The organism is Brevundimonas sp. A19_0, assembly GCF_017744255.1.
Classification (GTDB): Bacteria; Pseudomonadota; Alphaproteobacteria; order Caulobacterales; family Caulobacteraceae; genus Brevundimonas.
Genome location: NZ_JAGHQP010000002.1, coordinates 102,373 through 122,405, shown reverse-complemented (window position 1 = coordinate 122,405; position 20,033 = coordinate 102,373). Strand labels below are relative to the sequence as shown.

At 67.1% G+C, this 20,033-nt stretch carries 21 protein-coding genes; 12 read left to right on the top strand and 9 right to left on the bottom strand.

Translation table 11 applies throughout. The annotated features are described in order from the left end of the window. Positions 1–176 precede the first annotated feature (176 nt). The 3 genes from plsY (at position 177) to topA (ending at position 4,883) form a co-directional block, all read left to right on the top strand. A complete protein-coding gene (plsY, locus tag J7346_RS02885; RefSeq protein ID WP_209118046.1) occupies positions 177–818 on the top strand; it encodes a glycerol-3-phosphate 1-O-acyltransferase PlsY in 642 nt (213 codons plus the stop codon). After that, on the top strand, positions 815–1,897 hold the full coding sequence (dprA, locus tag J7346_RS02880; protein ID WP_209117581.1) for a DNA-processing protein DprA: 1,083 nt from the start codon (positions 815–817) through the stop codon (positions 1,895–1,897). Before plsY ends, dprA begins: the two co-directional genes overlap by 4 nt. A gap of 364 nt (positions 1,898–2,261) precedes the next feature. Continuing rightward, positions 2,262–4,883: a type I DNA topoisomerase gene (gene topA, locus J7346_RS02875; RefSeq protein ID WP_209117579.1), complete on the top strand. Its 2,622-nt coding sequence runs from the start codon at positions 2,262–2,264 to the stop codon at positions 4,881–4,883. Here the strand turns inward: topA and J7346_RS02870 are convergent. After that, a complete protein-coding gene (locus tag J7346_RS02870; RefSeq protein ID WP_209117577.1) occupies positions 4,880–5,719 on the bottom strand; it encodes an NAD(P)H-hydrate dehydratase in 840 nt (279 codons plus the stop codon). The genes topA and J7346_RS02870 overlap by 4 nt on opposite strands. Positions 5,720–5,835: 116 nt before the next feature. Here J7346_RS02870 and J7346_RS02865 point away from each other — a divergent pair, with 116 nt between their 5' ends. The 3 genes from J7346_RS02865 (at position 5,836) to J7346_RS02855 (ending at position 8,158) form a co-directional block, all read left to right on the top strand. Then, positions 5,836–6,174 carry a P-II family nitrogen regulator gene (locus J7346_RS02865; protein ID WP_209117575.1) on the top strand — a complete coding sequence of 113 codons (339 nt, stop codon included), beginning with the start codon at positions 5,836–5,838 and terminating at the stop codon, positions 6,172–6,174. A gap of 70 nt (positions 6,175–6,244) precedes the next feature. Next, a complete protein-coding gene (glnA, locus tag J7346_RS02860; RefSeq protein ID WP_209117573.1) occupies positions 6,245–7,651 on the top strand; it encodes a type I glutamate--ammonia ligase in 1,407 nt (468 codons plus the stop codon). A 96-nt stretch (positions 7,652–7,747) separates the two neighbouring features. Next, a complete protein-coding gene (locus tag J7346_RS02855; protein ID WP_209117571.1) occupies positions 7,748–8,158 on the top strand; it encodes a hypothetical protein in 411 nt (136 codons plus the stop codon). Positions 8,159–8,176: 18 nt separating this feature from the next. Here J7346_RS02855 and tatC read toward each other — a convergent pair whose 3' ends face one another. Genes tatC through tatA form a run of 3 tightly spaced genes read right to left on the bottom strand, consistent with a single transcriptional unit; the run spans position 8,177 to position 9,824 of the window. Beyond that, entirely contained in the window at positions 8,177–9,064 is an 888-nt protein-coding gene (tatC, locus tag J7346_RS02850; RefSeq protein ID WP_245157597.1) for a twin-arginine translocase subunit TatC, read from the bottom strand. Then, a complete protein-coding gene (tatB, locus tag J7346_RS02845) occupies positions 9,061–9,588 on the bottom strand; it encodes a Sec-independent protein translocase protein TatB (RefSeq protein ID WP_209117570.1) in 528 nt (175 codons plus the stop codon). The genes tatC and tatB overlap by 4 nt, the downstream gene beginning before the upstream one ends. 29 nt (positions 9,589–9,617) lie before the next feature. Beyond that, positions 9,618–9,824, bottom strand: a complete 207-nt coding sequence (tatA, locus tag J7346_RS02840) for a twin-arginine translocase TatA/TatE family subunit (protein ID WP_209117568.1) — start codon at positions 9,822–9,824, stop codon at positions 9,618–9,620. Between the two features lie 107 nt (positions 9,825–9,931). Between tatA and rnhA the strand changes: the two genes are divergently transcribed. Further along, entirely contained in the window at positions 9,932–10,399 is a 468-nt protein-coding gene (gene rnhA, locus J7346_RS02835) for a ribonuclease HI (protein WP_209117566.1), read from the top strand. Here rnhA and J7346_RS02830 read toward each other — a convergent pair. From J7346_RS02830 to J7346_RS02820, 3 genes are all read right to left on the bottom strand, one after another. After that, on the bottom strand, positions 10,396–10,860 hold the full coding sequence (locus J7346_RS02830) for an NfeD family protein (RefSeq protein WP_245157596.1): 465 nt from the start codon (positions 10,858–10,860) through the stop codon (positions 10,396–10,398). The genes rnhA and J7346_RS02830 overlap by 4 nt on opposite strands. An 11-nt stretch (positions 10,861–10,871) precedes the next feature. Continuing rightward, positions 10,872–11,867, bottom strand: a complete 996-nt coding sequence (locus tag J7346_RS02825; RefSeq protein WP_209118040.1) for an SPFH domain-containing protein — start codon at positions 11,865–11,867, stop codon at positions 10,872–10,874. A 94-nt stretch (positions 11,868–11,961) separates the two neighbouring features. Further along, positions 11,962–12,369: an NUDIX hydrolase gene (locus J7346_RS02820; protein WP_209117564.1), complete on the bottom strand. Its 408-nt coding sequence runs from the start codon at positions 12,367–12,369 to the stop codon at positions 11,962–11,964. 73 nt (positions 12,370–12,442) lie between these two features. On the opposite strand from J7346_RS02820, the gene J7346_RS02815 reads away from it, so the two are divergent. The 4 genes from J7346_RS02815 to J7346_RS02800 all read left to right on the top strand — a co-directional run bounded on the left by J7346_RS02815 (position 12,443) and on the right by J7346_RS02800 (position 16,657). Next, a complete protein-coding gene (locus J7346_RS02815) occupies positions 12,443–13,849 on the top strand; it encodes an FAD-binding oxidoreductase (protein WP_209117562.1) in 1,407 nt (468 codons plus the stop codon). A 76-nt stretch (positions 13,850–13,925) separates the two neighbouring features. Further along, the gene (gene yaaA / locus J7346_RS02810) at positions 13,926–14,696 is read left to right on the top strand and encodes a peroxide stress protein YaaA (RefSeq protein ID WP_209117560.1); all 771 of its coding nucleotides are present in this window, start codon (positions 13,926–13,928) and stop codon (positions 14,694–14,696) included. Between the two features lie 132 nt (positions 14,697–14,828). Continuing rightward, a complete protein-coding gene (locus tag J7346_RS02805) occupies positions 14,829–15,617 on the top strand; it encodes a 3-hydroxybutyrate dehydrogenase (RefSeq protein WP_209118038.1) in 789 nt (262 codons plus the stop codon). A gap of 5 nt (positions 15,618–15,622) precedes the next feature. Beyond that, the gene (locus J7346_RS02800) at positions 15,623–16,657 is read left to right on the top strand and encodes a patatin-like phospholipase family protein (RefSeq protein WP_209117558.1); all 1,035 of its coding nucleotides are present in this window, start codon (positions 15,623–15,625) and stop codon (positions 16,655–16,657) included. On the opposite strand, the gene J7346_RS02795 is transcribed toward J7346_RS02800, so the two are convergent. Next, positions 16,654–17,574: an L-threonylcarbamoyladenylate synthase gene (locus tag J7346_RS02795; protein ID WP_209117556.1), complete on the bottom strand. Its 921-nt coding sequence runs from the start codon at positions 17,572–17,574 to the stop codon at positions 16,654–16,656. The genes J7346_RS02800 and J7346_RS02795 overlap by 4 nt on opposite strands. After that, positions 17,571–18,122, bottom strand: a complete 552-nt coding sequence (locus tag J7346_RS02790; protein ID WP_209117553.1) for a cytochrome b — start codon at positions 18,120–18,122, stop codon at positions 17,571–17,573. The genes J7346_RS02795 and J7346_RS02790 overlap by 4 nt, the downstream gene beginning before the upstream one ends. A gap of 103 nt (positions 18,123–18,225) precedes the next feature. Between J7346_RS02790 and J7346_RS02785 the strand changes: the two genes are divergently transcribed. Further along, a complete protein-coding gene (locus J7346_RS02785) occupies positions 18,226–20,010 on the top strand; it encodes an acyl-CoA dehydrogenase (protein ID WP_209117551.1) in 1,785 nt (594 codons plus the stop codon). The last annotated feature ends 23 nt before the right edge of the window (positions 20,011–20,033 follow it).

Here is a 20,033-nt window from a genome sequence, read left to right as displayed (position 1 = left end):
AAACGCGAGGCGCACAATAAAAACATTGTTACCCGAACCCTGCGGCTCCGTCTCTGGTGCTGGTTCCCCGGTGCATTTGAGGCCCGACTGCGGTACGGATGATCGAATCATCCGACATTACGAGCGACGTGGCGCGCGATGTGGGACGCACACGCACTGGCTGTATGGGGTTTAAGGTGCAGGATCTGGCCGGAATCGCGGTGACGACGCTGCTCGGAGCGGCGCTGGCGGGCTATCTGCTGGGTTCGATTCCGTTCGGCGTGCTGCTGACCCGGGCCGCCGGCGCCGGCGATGTTCGCAAGATTGGATCGGGCAATATCGGCGCGACCAATGTGCTGCGCACCGGCCGTAAGGACCTGGCCTTTGCCACCCTGATCCTGGATGCCGGCAAGGGCGCAGTTGCCCTTCTGATTGCGCGCGCCGTGACCGGAAGCGACGTCGTGGCGGCTATCGCGGGCGGCGCCGCCTTCCTCGGCCACCTCTATCCCGTGTGGCTGGGCTTCAAGGGCGGCAAGGGCGTGGCGACCTTCTTCGGCCTGATGCTGGCCGCCGCCTGGCCGCTGGGACTTGTCGCGGCAGCCCTGTGGCTGCTGACGGCGGCGGTGTTCCGCATCTCGTCCCTGTCCGCGCTCGTGGCGACCCTGTTGACCCCGGTCCTGGCGCTGATGCCCATTGCGGCGCTGGGCCTGCCTGCGCCTCACAGCGTCTTCCTGCTGGCTCTGTTCGCCATGGCCCTGATCTGGCTTCGCCATTTCGACAACATCATCCGGCTGGTCCGCGGCAAGGAACCGCGTATCGGAGCCCGGCCCGCGGGATGACGGTGGACGCCGGCGAGCGTTTCGCGCGGCTGCAACTGGCCCGCAGCGAGCGGATCGGCCCGGTGACCTTCGCCCAGCTGGTGGCGCGCTACGGCACTGCCGCCGCTGCGCTGGATGCCCTGCCCGGCGTTATTCGCAAGGCGGGCGGAGCAACCTATACGGCGGCGAGGACCGAGGACATCGAGGCCGAGATCGCGCGCGGCGAGGCACTGGGCGCGCGGCTGATGGTGATCGGCGAGCCGGATTACCCCCCTGCCCTCGCTGCGGTCGACCCGGCCGCGCCCGTCCTCTGGATCAGGGGGCGGGTCGAGCTGCTGTCGCGAGACTCCATCGCCATCGTGGGGGCCCGGATCGCCTCGGCCGGTGGCCAGAGGATTGCGCGGGGACTGGCCTCGCAACTCGGTGAGACCGGCATGAGCGTCGTGTCGGGCCTGGCGCGGGGCATCGACGCCGCCGCCCACTGGGGCGCCCTCCCGACCGGCACGGTGGCGGTGCTGGGGGGCGGAGTCGATGACGTCTATCCGTCCGACAACCGGGAGCTCTACGACCGTCTGGTCGACGAAGGCTGTATCGTGTCGGAGAGCCCGCCCGGCACGCGGGCCCAGGCGCGAGACTTCCCCCGCCGCAATCGCATCATCTCGGGCCTGTCGCAGGGCGTGATCGTGGTCGAAGCCGAAATCCGCTCCGGTTCGCTGATCACGGCGCGGCTGGCTGCGGAACAGGGCCGCGAGGTCTTTGCTGTCCCGGGCTCGCCCCTCGATCCCCGGTCCCGGGGGCCGAACTCGCTGATCCGGGATGGTGCGACCCTGTGTGAACGGGTCGAGGACGTGCTTGAGTCCCTCGGCACCCGGGTCGCGCGCAGGATCCGGCCCGAGCGCCCAACGACCGTCGCCCTGCCGGATGAGGTCGACAGCGAAACCCTGAGCCGGGTCGAGGCCCTGCTCTCGCCCACGCCGACGCCGCGCGACGACCTGGCGCGATCGCTGGCCCTGCCTGTCGCCGTGGTGTCCGGTGCCCTGCTGGAGCTCAGCCTGGTCGGCCGGGCCCGGCTTTTACCCGGAGGATTGGCCTCGCGCTAAGCCCTATTTGCGCGGCGCGCTGGCCAGCAGGGCAGCCTGCTCCAGGGCGGTCGCGAGGGGCTCATCGTCCCGGCACTCCGCCCGGGCCAGCACAGCCAGCTCCCTCGCCATCGACCCGATATACTCCCTGAACGGTGGCTCGCTCGGAGCCGCTCGGTTCAAGGGGTGACTGTCGACGTTTTCCATCTGGGGTCCCACCTGAGAGTGAACAAACTCTACCTTAAGACGTGTTAATTAAAAATATCAACCTTGTCGTGTTTTGCGGGCCGATGATTGACACGCGGCAAGAGGCGACCCACGTTCCCCCGCCCTCACTGCCCCCGTTCCCCCGGGGCCGGTCTTCCCCGAAAGGCGCCACGCCCGAATGAACCTCGTCATTGTCGAAAGCCCGGCCAAGGCCAAGACCATCAACAAGTATCTCGGCTCCGACTTTGAGGTTCTGGCCTCCTACGGCCACGTCCGCGACCTGCCCTCCAAGGACGGCTCGGTTCGCCCGGACGAGGACTTCGCCATGTCATGGGAAGTCGATGCCCGCGGGGCCAAGCGGCTGTCCGAGATCGCCGAGGCCGCCAAACGGGCCGACCGCGTCATTCTGGCGACCGACCCCGACCGCGAGGGCGAGGCCATCAGCTGGCACGTCCTGGAGGTGCTTCAGAAGAAGAAGGCACTGAAGGACACCGAGGTCGAGCGCGTCACCTTCAACGCGATCACCAAATCGGCGGTGCTCGAGGCCATGGCCAATCCGCGCCAGCTGGATATGGAGCTGGTCGAGGCCTATCTGGCGCGGCGCGCGCTCGACTATCTGGTGGGCTTCACCCTGTCGCCCGTGCTGTGGCGCAAGCTGCCCGGCGCCCGCTCGGCCGGCCGGGTCCAGTCGGTCGCCCTGCGCATCGTGGTCGACCGCGAGATGGAGATCGAGCGGTTCCAGCCGCAGGAATACTGGTCCATCGAGGCGGATCTGACCGCCGACAGCCCGCCCTTCACCACGCGACTGGTGAAGCACGCCGGAAAACGGGTCCAGCGCCTGGACATCAAGGATGAGGCGACGGCCAGCGCCGCGCGCGCCGCGATCCAGTCGGGCCAGTTCACGATCACATCGATCGAGAAGAAGCCGGTCCGGCGCAATCCCTCGCCCCCCTTCACCACCTCGACCCTGCAGCAGGAAGCTGCGCGCAAGCTGGGCTTCACCGCCCAGCGCACCATGCAGGCGGCGCAAAAGCTGTACGAGGGCGTCGACGACCAGGGCGGCCTGATCACATATATGCGGACAGACGGTGTCTATGTGACCCCGGAAGGCATCGCCCAGGCACGCGAGGTCATCGGCGAGCGGTTCGGGCCCGCCTATGTCCCGTCCGAGCCCCGCTACTACAAGGTCAAGGCCAAGAACGCCCAGGAAGCGCACGAGGCGATCCGGCCGACCAATATCGCCCGCCACCCCGACTCGGTGCGGCTGGAGGACGACCTGCGCCGCCTGTACGAACTGATCTGGAAGCGGATGGTCGCCAGCCAGATGGAAGCGGCACGCATGGACCGCACGACGGTCGACATCGAGACGCCGGATGGCCAGACCGGCCTTCGCGCCACCGGCCAGGTCGTCATCTTCGACGGCTTCATCGCGGCCTATGAAGAAGGTCGCGACGACAAGCCCCGCGCCGGATCGGACGATGACGAGGACGACACCACCCGCCTGCCAGCCCTGAAGGAAGGCGCCGCCGCCAAGGTCGAGGCCATCCGCACCGACCAGCACTTCACCGAGCCGCCGCCCCGCTATTCCGAAGCGACCCTCGTCAAGAAGCTGGAGGAACTGGGAATCGGTCGTCCGTCGACCTATGCCTCGATCCTGACCACCCTGCGGGATCGCCAGTATGTGCGGATGGAGAAGAACCGCTTCTATCCCGAGGACAACGGCCGGCTGGTTACCGCCTTCCTCGAACAATTCTTCGGACAGTGGGTCGAGTATGACTTCACCGCCGCGCTCGAGAACGACCTCGACGAGGTCTCCGACGGCCAGATGGACTGGAAGACCCTGCTGCGGACCTTCTGGAGCCAGCTGAAGCCGGCGACGGCCGCCGTCCTGGACCGTCAGGGCGTGATCGACGAACTGGACGCGGCCATCGGCCCCTTCCTGTTCCCCGACAAGGGCGACGGGACGGATCCGCGCCTGTGCCCGCTGTGCAAGTCCGGCCGTCTGCATCTGAAGGCCAGCTTCAAGATGAAGTCGTCCTTCATCGGCTGCTCGAACTATCCCGAATGCCGCTACACGCGGGGCTTCGGTGCGGGCGCCAATGCGGAAGGCGGTGCCGAGGGCGGCGACCGGGAGCTGGGCGTCGATCCGGATACCGGCCAGCCGGTGGCCCTGAAGATCGGCCGGTTCGGCCCGTATGTGGAGACCGCCCTGCCGGACGCCGACAAGCCCAAACGCTCTTCCCTGCCCAAGGGCTGGAGCCCGGCCAGCCTGACGCTGGAACAAGCCCTGCGTCTCCTGTCCCTGCCACGCGAGGTCGGGCCGCACCCCGAGGACGGCAAGCCCATCAGCGCGGGTCTGGGCCGCTACGGGCCGTTTGTTCTGCACAATGGCGTCTATGCCAATCTGCCGGACATCGAGGAGGTGTTCGAGGTGGGCCTGAACCGGGCCGTCTCCCTGCTGGCCGAGAAGAAGGCGTCGCGGGGGGCACGTGGCGGGGCGGCGCCGCTGAAGGAACTGGGCAACCATCCCGAAAGCGGCGATCCCGTCCAGGTCATGGCCGGGCGTTTCGGTCCCTATGTGAAGTGCGGCAAGATCAATGCGACCCTGCCCAAGGGCACCGAACCCGAGAGCCTGACGCTGGAAGCTGCGCTTGAACTGGTCGCCGCCAAGGCTGCCGCCGGGGGCAAGAAGCCCGGGGCGAAGAAGGCTCCGGCCAAAAAGGCAGCTCCGAAGAAGGCGACCGCTAAAAAAGCCGCGCCGAAAAAAGCTGCTGCCAAGCCCAGGGCTGCGAAGGACTAGGCGGGTTTCAGCCGGTCGGGCGCCAGCCCGGCAAGCACCGCCGGTATCCGATCAGGAAGGTCCTCCGAGATCAGTCCGGGGCCGAAGCGGCGCGCGGCCTCACCATGGATCCATGCGGCGGCTGAGGCGGCGGCGAAGCTGTCCATGCGCTGGGCCGCCAGCCCGCCGATCAGCCCCGCCAGGACATCGCCGGAGCCTGCCGTCGCCAGCCAGGGCGTGCCGGTAGGGTTGACACAGATGCGACCGTCCGGAGCGGCAATGACCGTCTCCGGGCCTTTCATCAGGACCACGGCATCCGCCCGCTCGGCCGCGCGCGGTGCCGCCTCGACCGACGCGAGGTCGGCCAGGTCTGGGAAAAGCCGCGCGAACTCGCCCCTGTGAGGGGTGAGCACGTCATCGCGATCCAGCAGCGAGAACAGCGCCTCGGCCCGCCCCTCGAACACGCTCAGCGCGTCGGCGTCGACCACCAGGACCGCGCCCGTTCCGGCCAGGGCATGCAGATTGTCGACCGTCTCTTCATCCAGGCCGGCGGCGGGGCCGATGACGATGGCGTCCATCTGCCGGGCGCGCGTGGCCAGATCATCGGCTCCGTCGAACGGCTCCAGCATGACCGCCTCCAGGGCGGCCGCAAGGACAGGGACGGCTTGCGGCGGCGCATAGACCTTTACCAGTCCGGCCCCGATCCGCAGGCCCGCGCGGGCCGCCAGACGGGCCGCCCCCGTGCTGTGCAGGCCGCCCGAAACCACGGCCAGACGCCCTCGCGCGTGCTTGTGCGTATCGTCGTCGGGCCAGGGAAATCGGTCGAGCCAGTCAGGCCGGTCGGCGGGGGCGGTCATGGCGACTCCGTTCACGGATGGTGATAATTGTCGAAAGGCCCTTGCCTTATGGTGCAATGCAATGTCCCATTGCGATCCGAGTGCATGGACCAATTCCGGGTCGCCTCGGGGACGCTATGAAAAAGATCGAAGCCGTCATCAAGCCGTTCAAGCTGGATGAAGTCAAAGAGGCGCTGCAGGACGTGGGCGTCCAGGGCATGACCGTGCTCGAGGCCAAGGGCTATGGCCGGCAAAAGGGCCACTCCGAGCTGTACCGGGGCGCGGAATACGTCATCGACTTCCTGCCCAAGATCAAGATCGAGGTGGTCGTCAGCGACGATCTGGCTCCCGCCGTGATCGAAGCCATCCAGACATCCGCCCGCACGGGCAAGATCGGCGACGGAAAGATCTTCGTGTCCGACATCCAGGACGTCATCCGCATCCGCACCGGCGAGACCGGCGCCCAGGCGGTCTGAACCTTCACCGGCCGTGCCGAAAGGCATGGCACTGCTGCCCTCCTCCCCCAAGCCACAGGACACGAACTCCATGAGCGTCAAGGCCATCCTTCAGGACATCAAGGACAAGGATGTAAAATACGTCGACCTTCGCTTCACCGACACCAAGGGGCGGCTGCAACACGTCACCTTTGATATCGATCTGGTCGACGAAGAGTTCCTCGAGGAAGGGACCATGTTCGACGGGTCGTCGATCGCGGGCTGGAAGGCCATCAACGAGTCCGACATGCTGCTCAAGCCGGACCTCGACTCTGCCTACATCGACCCCTTCTACCAGCACACCACCATGTTCCTGTTCTGCGACGTGCTGAACCCCGACACCGGCGAGCCCTACAACCGCGACAGCCGCTCGATGGCCAAGAAAGCGCTGGCCTTCGTCCAGTCGGCCGGCGTGGGCGACAAGGTGTTCTTCGGCCCCGAAGCCGAGTTCTTCATCTTCGACGATGTCCGCTGGTCCACCCAGGCCCACGACACCGGCTATGCCTATGACTCGACCGAGCTGCCGGCCAACACCGGCTCGGAATACAGCGAGGGCAATATGGGCCACCGCCCCGGACCCAAGGGCGGCTACTTCCCCGTGAACCCGGTCGACTCCGGCCAGGACCTGCGCGCCGAGATGCTGTCGGTGATGAAGGACATGGGCCTGAACCCCGAGAAGCACCACCACGAAGTGGCGCCCGCCCAGCACGAACTGGGCCTGAAGTTCGCTGAGCTGGTGACGATGGCCGACCGGCTGCAGCTCTACAAATACGTCATCCACAACGTCGCTGCCGCCTATGGCAAGTCGGCCACCTTCATGGCCAAGCCCATGTTCGGCGACAACGGCTCGGGCATGCACGTGCACCAGTCGATCTGGAAGGACGGCAAGCCCCAGTTCGCCGGCGACAAATACGCCGGCCTGTCGGACATGTGCCTGTGGTACATCGGCGGCATCATCAAGCACGCCAAGGCCATCAACGCCTTCGCCAACTCGACCACCAACAGCTACAAGCGCCTGGTCCCGGGCTATGAAGCGCCGGTCAAACTGGCCTATTCGGCCCGCAACCGCTCGGCCTCGATCCGTATTCCCTGGGTCAGCTCGCCGAAGGCCAAGCGCATCGAAGCCCGCTTCCCCGATCCGATGGGCAACCCCTATCTGACCTTCACCGCCCTGCTGATGGCCGGTCTGGACGGCATCGAGAACCGGATCGATCCGGGCGCTCCGGCCGACAAGAACCTCTATGACCTGCCGCCAGAAGAGCGCGGCAACATCCCCGAGGTCTGCGGCAGCCTGCGCGAGGCCCTCGAGGCCCTCGACAAGGATCGCGCCTTCCTCAAGAAGGGCGGCGTCATGGATGACGACTTCATCGACAGCTACATCGAGCTGAAGATGGAAGAGGTGATGCGCCTCCAGCTGCATCCCCACCCCGTCGAGTTCGACATGTACTACAGCTGCTGATCGGCTCAGCAGGGAAAGGGCCGGAGGCATCCTCCGGCCCTTTCCAATTCTGCTGGTTTCTGGGACCTTTAGCGTAAATCGCTACTGGAGATTGCCATGCGCCGCATCCTGCTGATCGCCTTGCTGCTTGGAGCCCAAGGGTGCACCACCTTCGACGCCAGCACTTCTCCCCAGAATATCGTGCGTGGGCGAACGATCGTCGCCAACGCCCTGGCGCAGCCCGGAGCCAGCGATCGTATTACGCTCTTCTATGGCGGCGGGCGCGGCGAACGCGAGGCTCTGGCGCAAGCCGAGCTGAGGGGCGATGAGGTTTGCGGGGTTCTCACGGGAGGTGCCCTTCAACCCGTTTACCGGGAGCGTTTGGGGGGCGGCATCGAACTGGTGGACAACCTTTGGGTAGAGTTGCCGGCGAATCAGCATAGGCCGGGATACTGTGTCTCACTGGCCCGGATTGTGAACGCCAAGGTCGGCACCCACGCGGGCTTCCTTGGTCTTCGGTTGAACTGATCCGGCAAAGCGGTCCGCCTAGCCGGCCAGACCGTCTTCGAAGTCCCGCTTGCGGCGACGCAGCTCAATGACACGCACGCACAGGATCGAGACCTCGTAGAGCAGGATCAGCGGGATACCGAGCATGATCTGGCTGAGCGGATCCGGCGGGGTCACGAAGGCCGCCACAACTGCAATGGCCACGATCGCGTATTTGCGCCCCTTCGAGAGCGCCTCCGAGCTGACCAGTCCAGCCATGCCGAGCAGCGTCATGACGACCGGCAGCTGGAAGCAGAGTCCGAAGGCCAGCAGCAGCGCCATGACGAGGTTGAGGTAGTCGGACACCCGCGGCAGCAGCTCGGCGGATATGCCGCCGCTCGCCACCTGCTGGCCCAGCGAGAACAGCATCACGAACGGCAGCATGACATAATAGACCATGGCCGCGCCCAGCAGGAACAGCAGGGGGGCCGCGATCAGGAACGGCAGAAAGGCGCCGCGCTCATTGCGATAGAGGCCGGGGGCGACGAAGCGATAGACCTGCCAGGCCATGACCGGGAAGGTGATGACCACCGCCCCGAAGGCGGCCAGCTTCATCTTGGTGATCAGAAATTCCAGCGGGGCGGTGAAGATCAGGTTCACCGTCTCCCCGTCGCCCCGGGGCACAGGAATAAGCCCGGCCGTGCCCAGAATCAGGTCGAAGGGCGAGACGCTACCGCCCGGGCCGGCGGCTTCACGGAACTGGGCCGCAACGGCAAAAGGCTGGACCAGAAAGACATAGATCGGGTCGGCGACGATGAAACAGCCGATAAAGCCGACCACGAACGCCGCAACGCACACGATCAGCCGCCCCCGCAGCTCGATCAGGTGATCCATCAACGGCGCGCGCGACGATTCGATTTCGTCTTCGTCGTGGGCGGAGCGGCTCAAAGGTCCAAAGCCTTCTTGCGGGTGACCTTGGCCCGGCTTGCGGTCGGTTCGGTCCCCGTTTTCGCAGCAGCTTTCGCGCGGGGCTTGCGCAGCGGTTTGGCTTGCTCCGGCGCCGCATCAGGCTGCCCGGCAGGCGGGGAAGGCATGGGCCTCGCCGCCATCTCTTCCTTCGCGGTACCGTCGCCCTCGGGCGCGGCAAGGGCCGGCTGCGCGGGGGGCGAAACCAGCGGCTGCTTCAGGCTCTGGTCGATGTCGCGGAAGGCCTCTTCCGCCTCGGCCCCGAGCGGCACGGCCTGGGCGTTACGCAGGGCCTCGACTTCCTTGCGCAGCTCGTCGAGCTCGGCCTGGCGGGCCATTTCGTCAAAGCTGGAGCGGAACTCGGCCGCCATGGCGCGGGCCCGGCCCACGAACTGGCCGACCTTGCGCATCATCAAAGGCAGGTCTTTCGGCCCGACCACGATCAGGGCCAGCAAGCCGATGACAAGGATTTCCAGCCCGCCGATGCCGGGACCCAGACCACCCATGGATCACACGCTTTCGTTCAGGGGGACGATCAGCGCTTCAGGTCTTCTTTTTCCGCATCGGTCCGGGGCAGCACGCTGTCTCCGGAGGACTTGTCGTCCTCGCCCTTCAGGCCTTCGCGGAAGGCGCGGATGCCCTTGGCGGCATCGCCCATCAGGCCGGAAATCTTGCCGCGTCCGCCGAACAGCAGGAGAGCCACAACGGCGATGATCAGAATTTGCCAGATGCCGGGCTGCATGAATCTACGTCTCGATAAACAGGGTGGCGGGAGTGCCGGTGACTTTGATCACACCCCATATAGGCCTTGTGATGGCCACGCGCCAAGCGATCCTGTAGTGCGCCGCCATGGCTGCTGAACTTTCTCACGTGATCATCCACACCGACGGGGCCTGCAAGGGCAATCCCGGCCCGGGAGGCTGGGGCGCGATCCTGCAGACCGGCGCCGGGCACGAGCGGGAACTGCATGGCGGTGAACCGGAAACGACCAACAACCGGATGGAGCTGACGGCGGCCATCATGGCGCTGGAGGCCCTGACCCGGCCCTGCCGCGTGGATCTGCACACCGACAGTCGCTACGTCATGGACGGCATCACCAAATGGATCGTCGGCTGGAAATCCCGGGGCTGGAAGACGGCCGACAAGAAGCCCGTCAAGAACGAGGACCTGTGGCGCCGTCTCGACGAGGCGCGGGCGCGCCATCAGGTGAAATGGCACTGGGTCAAGGGCCACGCGGGCCATGAACTGAACGAGCGGGCCGACGCCCTGGCCAATGCCGGCATCGACGCCCTGCCCCGCCGCCCGGGTCGGCGCTAGGGCGCGCGTACCTTCAGCCGGGCGCCCTCGACCATCTCGACGATGACGCGCGAGCCAATGGGCGGCGTGCCGTCCCCCTCGATCTCGGCCGCCCATTCGGCGCCCGAGATGAACACCCGACCCTTGCCGTTCAGAAAGGGCGTGATGACCTCGGCCGGGCGACCAACCAGACGGGTGTCGCGGTCGTTGACGTCGGGCATGTCCGCAGGGTTCATCCGCTTGATCAGTCGGCTGGACAACAACGTCAGGGCGGCGGTCAGCACACCGAACACGATGAACTCGACCGCGAACCCGTAGCGCAGTCCGAGGGCGGTCAGCACGGCTACCAGCCCGGCGGATACGGCCGGCCACAGCAGCCATTCGCTGGACAGGGCGGCCTCGATCGCCAGCAGGGCGAGGCCGACAGCCAGCCAGATCCACCAGGGCTGGGAAGCGTGAAGCGAGACCAGGGCGTCGATCATCGTTCCATCTCCTATTCCGTGCGCGGCACCGAACCCCGCGCCGGACGCGAGGCCGGGGCACGGGCGGGCGCCGAACCGGCCGGCTGGGGCGCCGGAGCCGGGGTGCGCTGCTGTTCGCGGGCCAGGCCGACCAGTTCGCCCAGACCGGCGACCGTCCCGACCAGACCGCCCAGCTCGGCCGGCACGATCACCGTGCGCTGCTGCGGGCTGCGGGCCAGTTCGGCAAAGGCCTCGACGTACTTCTGGGCCACGAAGTAGTTGATGGCGTTGACGTCGCCACGGGCGATGGCCTCGGACACCATGGCCGTCGCGCGGGCCTCGGCCTCGGCTTCCCGCTCGCGCGCCTCGGCGTCGCGGAAGGCGGCCTCGCGGCGCCCCTCGGCCTCAAGGATGGCGGACTGTTTCGCACCCTCGGCGCGGGCGATAGCGGCCTGCTTCTCGCCGTCGGCCTCGGTGATCACGGCACGACGCTCGCGCTCGGCCTTCATCTGGCGAGCCATGGCGTTGGTGATGTCGACCGGCGGGGTCAGGTCCTTGATCTCTATGCGGTTGACCTTGACCCCCCACGGCTCGGTCGCCGCGTCGATCACCGTCAGCAGGCGGCTGTTGATGCTGTCGCGCTGGAACAGCACCTCATCCAGCTCCATGGAGCCGATCACGGTCCGCAGGTTGGTCGAGCTGAGCTGGGTAATTGCATAGGGCAGGTCCTCGACCCGATAGGCCGCAGCCGCTGCATTCATCACCTGGATGAAGACGATGGCATCGACCTTCACCATGGCGTTGTCCTTGGTGATCACCTCTTGCTGGGGCACGTCCAGGACCTGTTCCATCATGTTCATGCGGCGACCGACGCGCTCGACGAACGGGGTCAGCAGGCTGATGCCGGGCGACAGGGTCTTGGTGTATTTTCCGAAGCGTTCGACCGTGAATTCACGGCCCTGCGGCACGATCTTGATCACGCTGAACAGCAGGATCACCGCAAAGACGACGACCACGATTCCAAAGATGTCCAACATGTCCATTGTTTCCGGCACTCCCGATGGGTTTGGACAGGCTAGGCCGTAAAACCCGCGTTCGCCACAGAAACCGGACGCGGCCGGATCATTCCGGCGTGAACAGGTCCGCGGCCATCCGTATGACCCGCACCGTCTCGCTCCACGCGACGCGCGCGGCGACATCCTTCACCGGCCAGAACCGCGCCTCAGCCGCATCGTCACCGGCCATCGGCTCTCCCGCTGTCCAGCGCGCGGCGAAGTCGATCAGCACATAGTGGCGGCCATCCTCGGGGAAGAGGCCGTCCACGACCTCCACCAGCGGCCCCAGCTCGGCCTCGACGCCGGTCTCCTCCCTCAGTTCGCGCAGCGCGGCGTCACGAACAGTCTCCCCCGGCTCGACCCGACCGCCCGGCAGGCTCCATTCGCCCAGGCGGGGCGGACGCCCTCGCCGGATCAGCAGAACCTCATCGCCACGCAGGCAGATCACCCCCACGGCGGCGACCGGAGCAGTCATGGGGGGTGTATCGGACGTGGGGTGCCGGGCCATTCACCCTTTTCCCCGGCCCGGTCATCTGAGACAAGCAGGCATGGCAGCCCCCTCCCCCCAGGCGATCGCAGAACTGAAAGAGGCGCTCGGTCCCGACGGCTGGAGCGAGGATGCCGACACCCTCGCCCCGCACCTGCGCGAATGGCGGGATCGCTGGCAGGGCCACACCCCCCTGTTGCTCAAGCCCGGCTCGACGGCCGAGGTCGCGGCCGCCGTCGCCATCTGTGCCCGCCATGGGGTCGCGATCACGCCCCAAGGCGGCAATACCGGACTGGTCGGCGGTCAGATCCCGATGGGCGAAGTGTTGCTCAGCACCAAGCGCCTGCGCGCGATCCGCGACGTCAGCCCGCTCGACGACGCACTGACGGTCGAGGCCGGGGTGACCCTGTACGAGGCCCAGCAGGCCGCCCTGGCGGTCGACCGCCGGTTCCCGCTGGGGCTCGCGTCCGAGGGCACGGCCACGATCGGCGGCGTCCTGTCGACCAATGCCGGCGGAACATCGGTGGTGCGCTATGGCATGGCCCGCGATCTGGTGCTGGGGATCGAGGCCGTTCTGGCGGACGGCCGTGTGTTCAACGGGCTGAAGCGGCTGCGCAAGGATAACACCGGCTATGACCTGAAGCAGCTGCTGATCGGGGCCGAGGGCACGCTGGGGATCATCACCGCCGCCACGCTGAAGCTGTCGCCGGTTCTGCGGGGGCGCGCGACGGCGATCGTCGGTCTGGAGGCGCCCGAGCAGGCCATCACCCTTCTGGCGCGGGCCAAGGCCGAATCGGGCGGCGGGGTCGAAGCCTTCGAGCTGATGAAGCGACTCGGCACTGAACTGGTGCTGAAATGGATTCCGGACACGCGTGAGCCGCTGGAAAGCAGCCCGCCCTGGTCGGTGCTGATCGAGCTGGGCTCCGGCTCTCCGGACGAGGCGGGCAAGGCGCTGGAGCGGCTCTTGGCCCAGGCCTTCGAGGACGGCCTGATCACGGATGCCGCCATTGCCGCGAACGAGACCCAGGCGGCGGCCTTCTGGCGCCTGCGCGAGGAACAGTCCGCAGGCCTCAAGCCTGAGGGCGGGGGCTGGAAGCACGATGTCTCGGTGCCGGTGTCGCGGATCGCCGACTTCATCGAAGAGGCCTCCGCCGCCATCGAGGCCTTCGAGCCCGGCGCGCGAATCAGCGTGTTCGGCCATGTGGGCGACGGCAACCTGCACTACGACGTCCTCTGTCCTGAAGGCGCGAACCTGAGGCCCTTCCTGTCCCGCTGGGCAGACGGATCCCGCATCGTCCACGACATCGTCGCGCGCTACGACGGCTCGATCTCGGCCGAGCACGGCTTGGGACGACTGAAGACCGACGAGGCCCGGGGCTACAAGTCGGATGTCGAAATCGACACCTTGAAAGCCGTCCGCAAGGCGCTGGACCCCCACGGCATTTTCAACCCGGCCATCCTGTTCTGAACGACTGCGACCCTCTGACGCCGGTTCCCATCTGCGGCGAAGCTGCCTAAGTCAGGCGCCCGAAGGGAGACCCGATGTGCTGATGATCCTGTCTCCGGCCAAGCGGCTGGACTTCTCCGAACCTGCGCTGGACGCCCCGGCGACCGCTCACCGCATGGCGGAGGACGTTCGCAGCCTGTCGGTCACGGCCCGGCGCCAGACCCAGGCGGACCTGCGGCGCCTGATGGGTATATCGGCGGATCTGGCCAAGCTGAATCAGGCGCGGTTCAAGGCTTTCGATCCCGACAGCGACGAGGGGATGCAGGCCGCCTTCGCCTTTGCCGGCGATGTCTATCAGGGCCTGGATGCCCGCAGCCTGGATCGCGACAGCCTGAACTGGGCCCAGGACCACCTGCGCATCCTGTCCGGCCTCTACGGCCTGCTGCGACCGCTCGACCGGATCCAGCCCTACCGGCTGGAGATGGGCACCCGGCTGAAGACCCGCCGGGGTTCCAGCCTCTACGACTTCTGGGGCGACCGGATTTCGAAGGCACTCAACGCCGATGCGGACGGCCAGACGGACCCGACGCTCGTCAACCTGGCCAGCCAGGAGTATTTCGGCGCCGTGGACGCGAAGGCGCTGAAGCTGCCGGTCGTGACCATCCACTTCCGCGAGGAGAAGGACGGCGAAAGCCGGGTCATTTCCTTCTTCGCCAAGAAGGCGCGCGGGACGATGGCGCGTTATGCCATCGATAATCGCCTCGACCGGGCCGAGGATCTGAAGGCCTTTGATCGCGATGGCTATGCCTTCCGGCCCGGGCCGTCGACGGAAACCGACTGGATATTCACCAGATCAGGAAATTCCTGATCCGCCTCCGTGGCGCGCCCGAGGATCAGCGGCTATAGATCACGGACGGTTTCATTCACGAGCAGGCAATCGATGTTTCAGTGGCCCAAGCGCGGTGACAAGGCAGAGTCCGAACAGGCCCGCCCGCGCGACATGAACGATCTTCGCGGCCAGGTGGCCGTGATCACGGGCTCGACGTCGGGAATCGGACTGGCGCTGGCCCGGGCCGTGGCCGCGCGGGGCGGTGATGTGGTGCTGAACGGGCTGGGTGATCCCTCCGAGATCGAGCGCACCCGCACCGAGATGGAAGCCGCCTGCGGCGTCCGCGTCCGCTATCACGCTGCCGACATGCGCCATGGCGAGGAGGTGGCCGACATGGTCGCCTATGCCAAGCACGAGCTGGGCCGGCTGGACATCTTGGTCAACAACGCCGGGGTGCAGCACGTCGAGGCCATCGAGAAATTCCCGGCCGACAAATGGGAACAGATCATCGCGATCAACCTTTCGTCGGCCTTCTATGCCACCCGCGCCGCCGTGCCGATCATGAAGGCCCAGGGGCGCGGCCGGATCATCAATGTGGCCTCGGCCCACGGTCTGGTCGCCAGCCCGTTCAAGTCCGCCTATGTCGCGGCCAAGCACGGCGTGATCGGCCTGACCAAGACCGTCGGTCTGGAACTGGCGCGCGAGGGCATCACCTGCAACGCCATCTGCCCGGGCTTCGTCGAAACCCCCATCGTCGAAAAGCAGATCGCCGATCAGGCCCGCACCCACGGCATCTCCAAGGACCGGGTACTGGAGGAAGTGATCCTCAAGTCCCAGCCGACCAAGCGGTTTGTGACGACCGACGAACTGGTCGGCATCTTCCTGTACCTGGTCTCCGATCTGGGCGCCTCGGCCAACGGGACGGCCTTCTCGATCGACGGCGGCTGGACGGCGCAATAGGCCTCATGGCCCGCACATCCCCTCCCCCGCCTGTCTGCCTTGCCCTGCAGGGCGGAGGCTCGCATGGGGCCTTCCAGTGGGGTGTGCTGGACAGATTGCTGGAGGCTGAGGCGCTGGATTTCCGCGCCGTCACCTGTGCCTCGGCCGGCGCGATGAACGCCGCGGCGCTGATCACCGGGCTTGAGGCCGGCGGCTTCAACGGGGCTCGCAAGACGCTGGACAAGCTGTGGCGCGAGATCAACCTGTCGGGGGGCAAGAATGTCTTCGGCGACAGCGCTATCTGGAATGCCGCCTTCAGCCCGTCGTGGTTGAAGGACACACCGTTGTGGCGCTCGGCCGAAAGCCTGGCGATGACCATGTCGCCCTACCAGTTCAATCCCTTCAACCTGAATCCGCTGCGTCGTGTGCTGGATACGGTGGTCGATTACGAAGCCGTCCACCGCTCGGATATCCGGATGTTCGTGGCCACCACGGCCGTGCGCAAGGGCCGCGTGCGCCTGTTCGAGAATGCGGAACTGACCCAGGACGTGCTGCTGGCGTCAGGCTGTTTGCCGCACCTCTTCCAGGCGGTCGAAATAGACGGAGAGCCCTATTGGGACGGCGGCTATCTGGCCAATCCGCCCCTGTGGCCGCTGTTCTATGCCTCCACCCCCGACGACATCCTGCTGCTGCCGCTTAACCCTTTCCGGCGGGACGAAACGCCCCGTGATGCCGATTTGATCATGGATCGCCTGAACGAGATCGTCTTCAACGCCCCGCTGGTGGCCGAACTGCGGGCGGTGGCCTTCGTCCAGGACCTGATCGAGGCCGGGCGGCTGAACCAGACGGGCGACGACGGCTATCGCAAGCTACGTATGCACGCCATCGAGGCCGATGCCCACCTGTCGGACCTGCCGCTGCGGTCCAAGTTCGACACGGAATGGACCTTCCTCAACCGGCTCAAGGACAAGGGCCGGGCTGCCGCTGATATCTGGCTATCCGACTGTCTGGCCCATGTGGGCAAAGCCGCCAGTATCGATCTGAAGGCCCGCTTCCTCTAGCCGACGAACCCGGCCGCCCGGCGGATCCGGTCATTGATAGCTTCGCCCAGCCCGGTCTGCGGAAGGGGTGCGATGGCGATCCCGGCCGGCTGCTCGCGGTCGGCCTCGCGCAGCAGGCGGAATAGTCGGGCAGCTGCCTCGGTCAGGTCGCCGCTGGCGCTGAGGCTCCAGCGCGGATCGCCCACACCGGGGCCGAAGCCCAGCAGGATCTCACCCGGCCGCGCCTCCTCCGCCTCGATTCTCACCGGTGCGTCCGGCGCATAGTGCAGGCTGAGCCGCCCGGGCGACCGGTGGCCCTCCGCCCCGTCGGCCTCCAGCGGCCCGACCACCACCTCCAGCTGCTCGCGGGTGATGCTGCCGGGCCTGAGCAGCCGCGGGCGATCACCCAGCAGGGACACGACCGTGCTCTCAAGCCCCACAGCACAGGGCCCGCCATCCAGAGCGACGGCGGCCGCGCCTCCCGTCTCCTCGACGGCATCGTCGAAGGTGGTCGGGCTGGGTCGTCCCGACCGGTTGGCCGAGGGCGCGACGACCGGACCGCCGAACGCTTCCAGCGCGGCGCGCGCGACCGGATGCCCGGGCACGCGGACCGCCACACTGTCCAGTCCCGCCCGCGCCAGCTCACAGACCCGACTGCCCTCTCGCACGGGCAGGACGAGGGTCACGGGACCCGGCCAGAACCGGTCGGCCAGCGCCTCGCCCATCGCCGTCATCACGCCCACGCGCGCGGCGGCCTCGACGCTGTCGACGTGGCCGATCAGGGGGTTGAAGCGCGGTCGCCCCTTGGCGGCAAAGATGCGCGCCACGGCCTCGGCATTGCCCGCGTCGGCGGCCAGCCCATAGACGGTCTCGGTCGGCAGGATGACCAGATCACCGCGGCGGAGGGCCGCCACGGCATCCGGGATCGTCCAGGTCACGGGCGGCGCGGAATGAACGGCAGCATCCGGTGCAGCACATTGTCGCGGTCGACGAAGTGGTGCTTCAGCGCGCCGAGGATGTGCAGGGCCAGAAGCACATACAGCAGCTTGGCGCCCATCTCGTGCGCATCCATGAACTGGCCCGCGACCTCGCGTCCGCCGGAGATCGGCAGCAGGGGCCAGTTGAACAGGCCAAAGAACTCGATCTCACGACCCGCTGCCGAGGATGCTGCCCAGCCACCCAGCGGCATGCCGATCAGCACCACATAGAACAGCACGTGGGTCGCGCGGGCCATCCAGACCTGCCATTTCGGCATTTCTGCCGGCAGCGGAATGGCCGGATTGGCGATCCGCCAGCCGATGCGGATCAGGGTCAGGACCAGAATCGAAAGGCCCACCGATTTGTGCAGAAGCACTAAGGACCGGCTGAGGTCCCCCTCGGTCGCGTCGTGGGCCATGATCAGGGCGATCTGTCCGATCACCAGAACGGCGATCAGCCAGTGCAGGGTCAGGGACACCTGCGAGTATCGATTGCGAGGCTCGGCCATGACTTCCCTTCCGTGACGGCAGCGGACCAAACTTGGCAAATCCGGTGTTCGCAGCCAAGTGTCTGAGGAACCGCATCACCACCCTCCGGTCAAGGGAATCTCTATGAGCTACCGCGCCCCCATTCGTGATCTCGGGTTCACGCTGAAGCATGTCCTCGGTCTGGAAGAGCTTCAGGCCACCGGGGCCTGGCCCGACCTCGATGCCGATCTGGTCGATGCCGTGCTGGAGGCCGCCGGTCAGGTGGCCGAGGGGACGCTGGCGCCGCTGAACGTCCCGGGCGACCGAGCCGGAGCGCGGCTGGAGGGCGACGGTGTGATCCCCGCGCCGGGATTCGCCGGGGCCTACCAGACCTTCGTCGAGGGCGGCTGGATGGGGCTGGCCGCGCCGATCGCCCATGGCGGACAGGGCCTGCCCAAGGCGCTGGAGCTGGCGGCCTATGAACCGGTGCACTCGGCCAATATGGCCTTCGGCCTGTGCCCCATGCTGTCGCTGGCGGCGATCGAGGCGCTGGAGGCCCACGGCACCGAGGCGCAGAAGGAGACCTATCTGACCCGACTGATCTCGGGCGAGTGGACCGGCGCCATGGTGCTGACCGAGCCCAATGCCGGATCCGACCTCGGGGCCCTGACCGCCACCGCCACGCCGAACGGCGACGGCACCTACAGCCTGACCGGACAGAAGATCTTCATCACCTGGGGCGACCACGACATGACGGACAACATCGTCCACATGGTGCTGGCCCGCCTGCCCGATGCCCCGCCGGGACCGAAGGGCATCAGCCTCTTCCTCGCCCCCAAATACCTCGTGAACGACGACGGCTCGCCGGGCGAGCGGAATGCCTTCCGGCCCGTGGGCGTCGAGCACAAGCTGGGCATCCATGCCTCTCCGACCTGCGTCATGGCCTATGAGGGCGCCACGGCCGAACTGGTCGGGCGGCCCAATGAGGGGCTGGCCCATATGTTCGTGATGATGAACGCCGCCCGCGTCGCTGTGGGCGTCGAGGGCGTGGGCATCGCCGAGCGCGCCTATCAGCATGCCCTGGCCTATGCGTCGGATCGTCGGCAGGGCCGTTCGGTCTGGACCGGCGAGGCCTCGGCGCCGATTCTGGATCACCCGGACGTCCGCCGCAGCCTTTCGGTGATGAAGGCGAAGGTTGCCGCCGGTCGCGCCATCTGTCTGGCGACCGGCATGGCGGCCGATCTGGCCCGCAGTTCGACGGACGCGGACGTGGCCCGGCACTGGAAAGGCCGCGAGGATCTGCTGACCCCGATCGCCAAGGCCTGGGCAACCGACATGGGTGTCGAGGTGGCTTCCATGGGTTTGCAGATCCACGGCGGCATGGGCTTCATCGAAGAGACCGGCGCCGCCCAATACTATCGCGACGCCCGGATCGCCCCGATCTACGAGGGCACCAACGGCATTCAGGCCATGGACCTCGTCGGCCGCAAGCTGTCGCAGGACGGCGGGGCCTCGGCGCGCCTGCTGATCGAGGAGATGAAGACGGTCCTGACGCCGCTGGCCGGCCTCTATGACGGCAAGCCGGTCGAGCGGATGGCCAATGCCCTGTCGGCGGTCGAGGACGCCACGCTCTGGCTGCTGGACCGCAAGACCGCCGAGGACGGCACCGCCGATGTGCTGGCCGCCGCCGACGCCTATCTGAAGCTGATGGGCGACGTCATAGGCGGCTGGTTTTTGGCCCGCGGCGCGCTCGCGGCCCAGGCGCTGAAAGCCAATGGCGAGGGCGACACCGAATGGCTGGACGGCCGCATCACGCTCTACGAGGTCTATGCCGCCAATGTTCTGGGCCATGTGTCCAGCCGTCTGGCTGCGATCGGTCAGGGCGGCGACCTGCTGCTGCGCATGACCCCGGCGGTTCTGGCCCCCTGAGGCCCTTCATGGCCGTTTGTTCA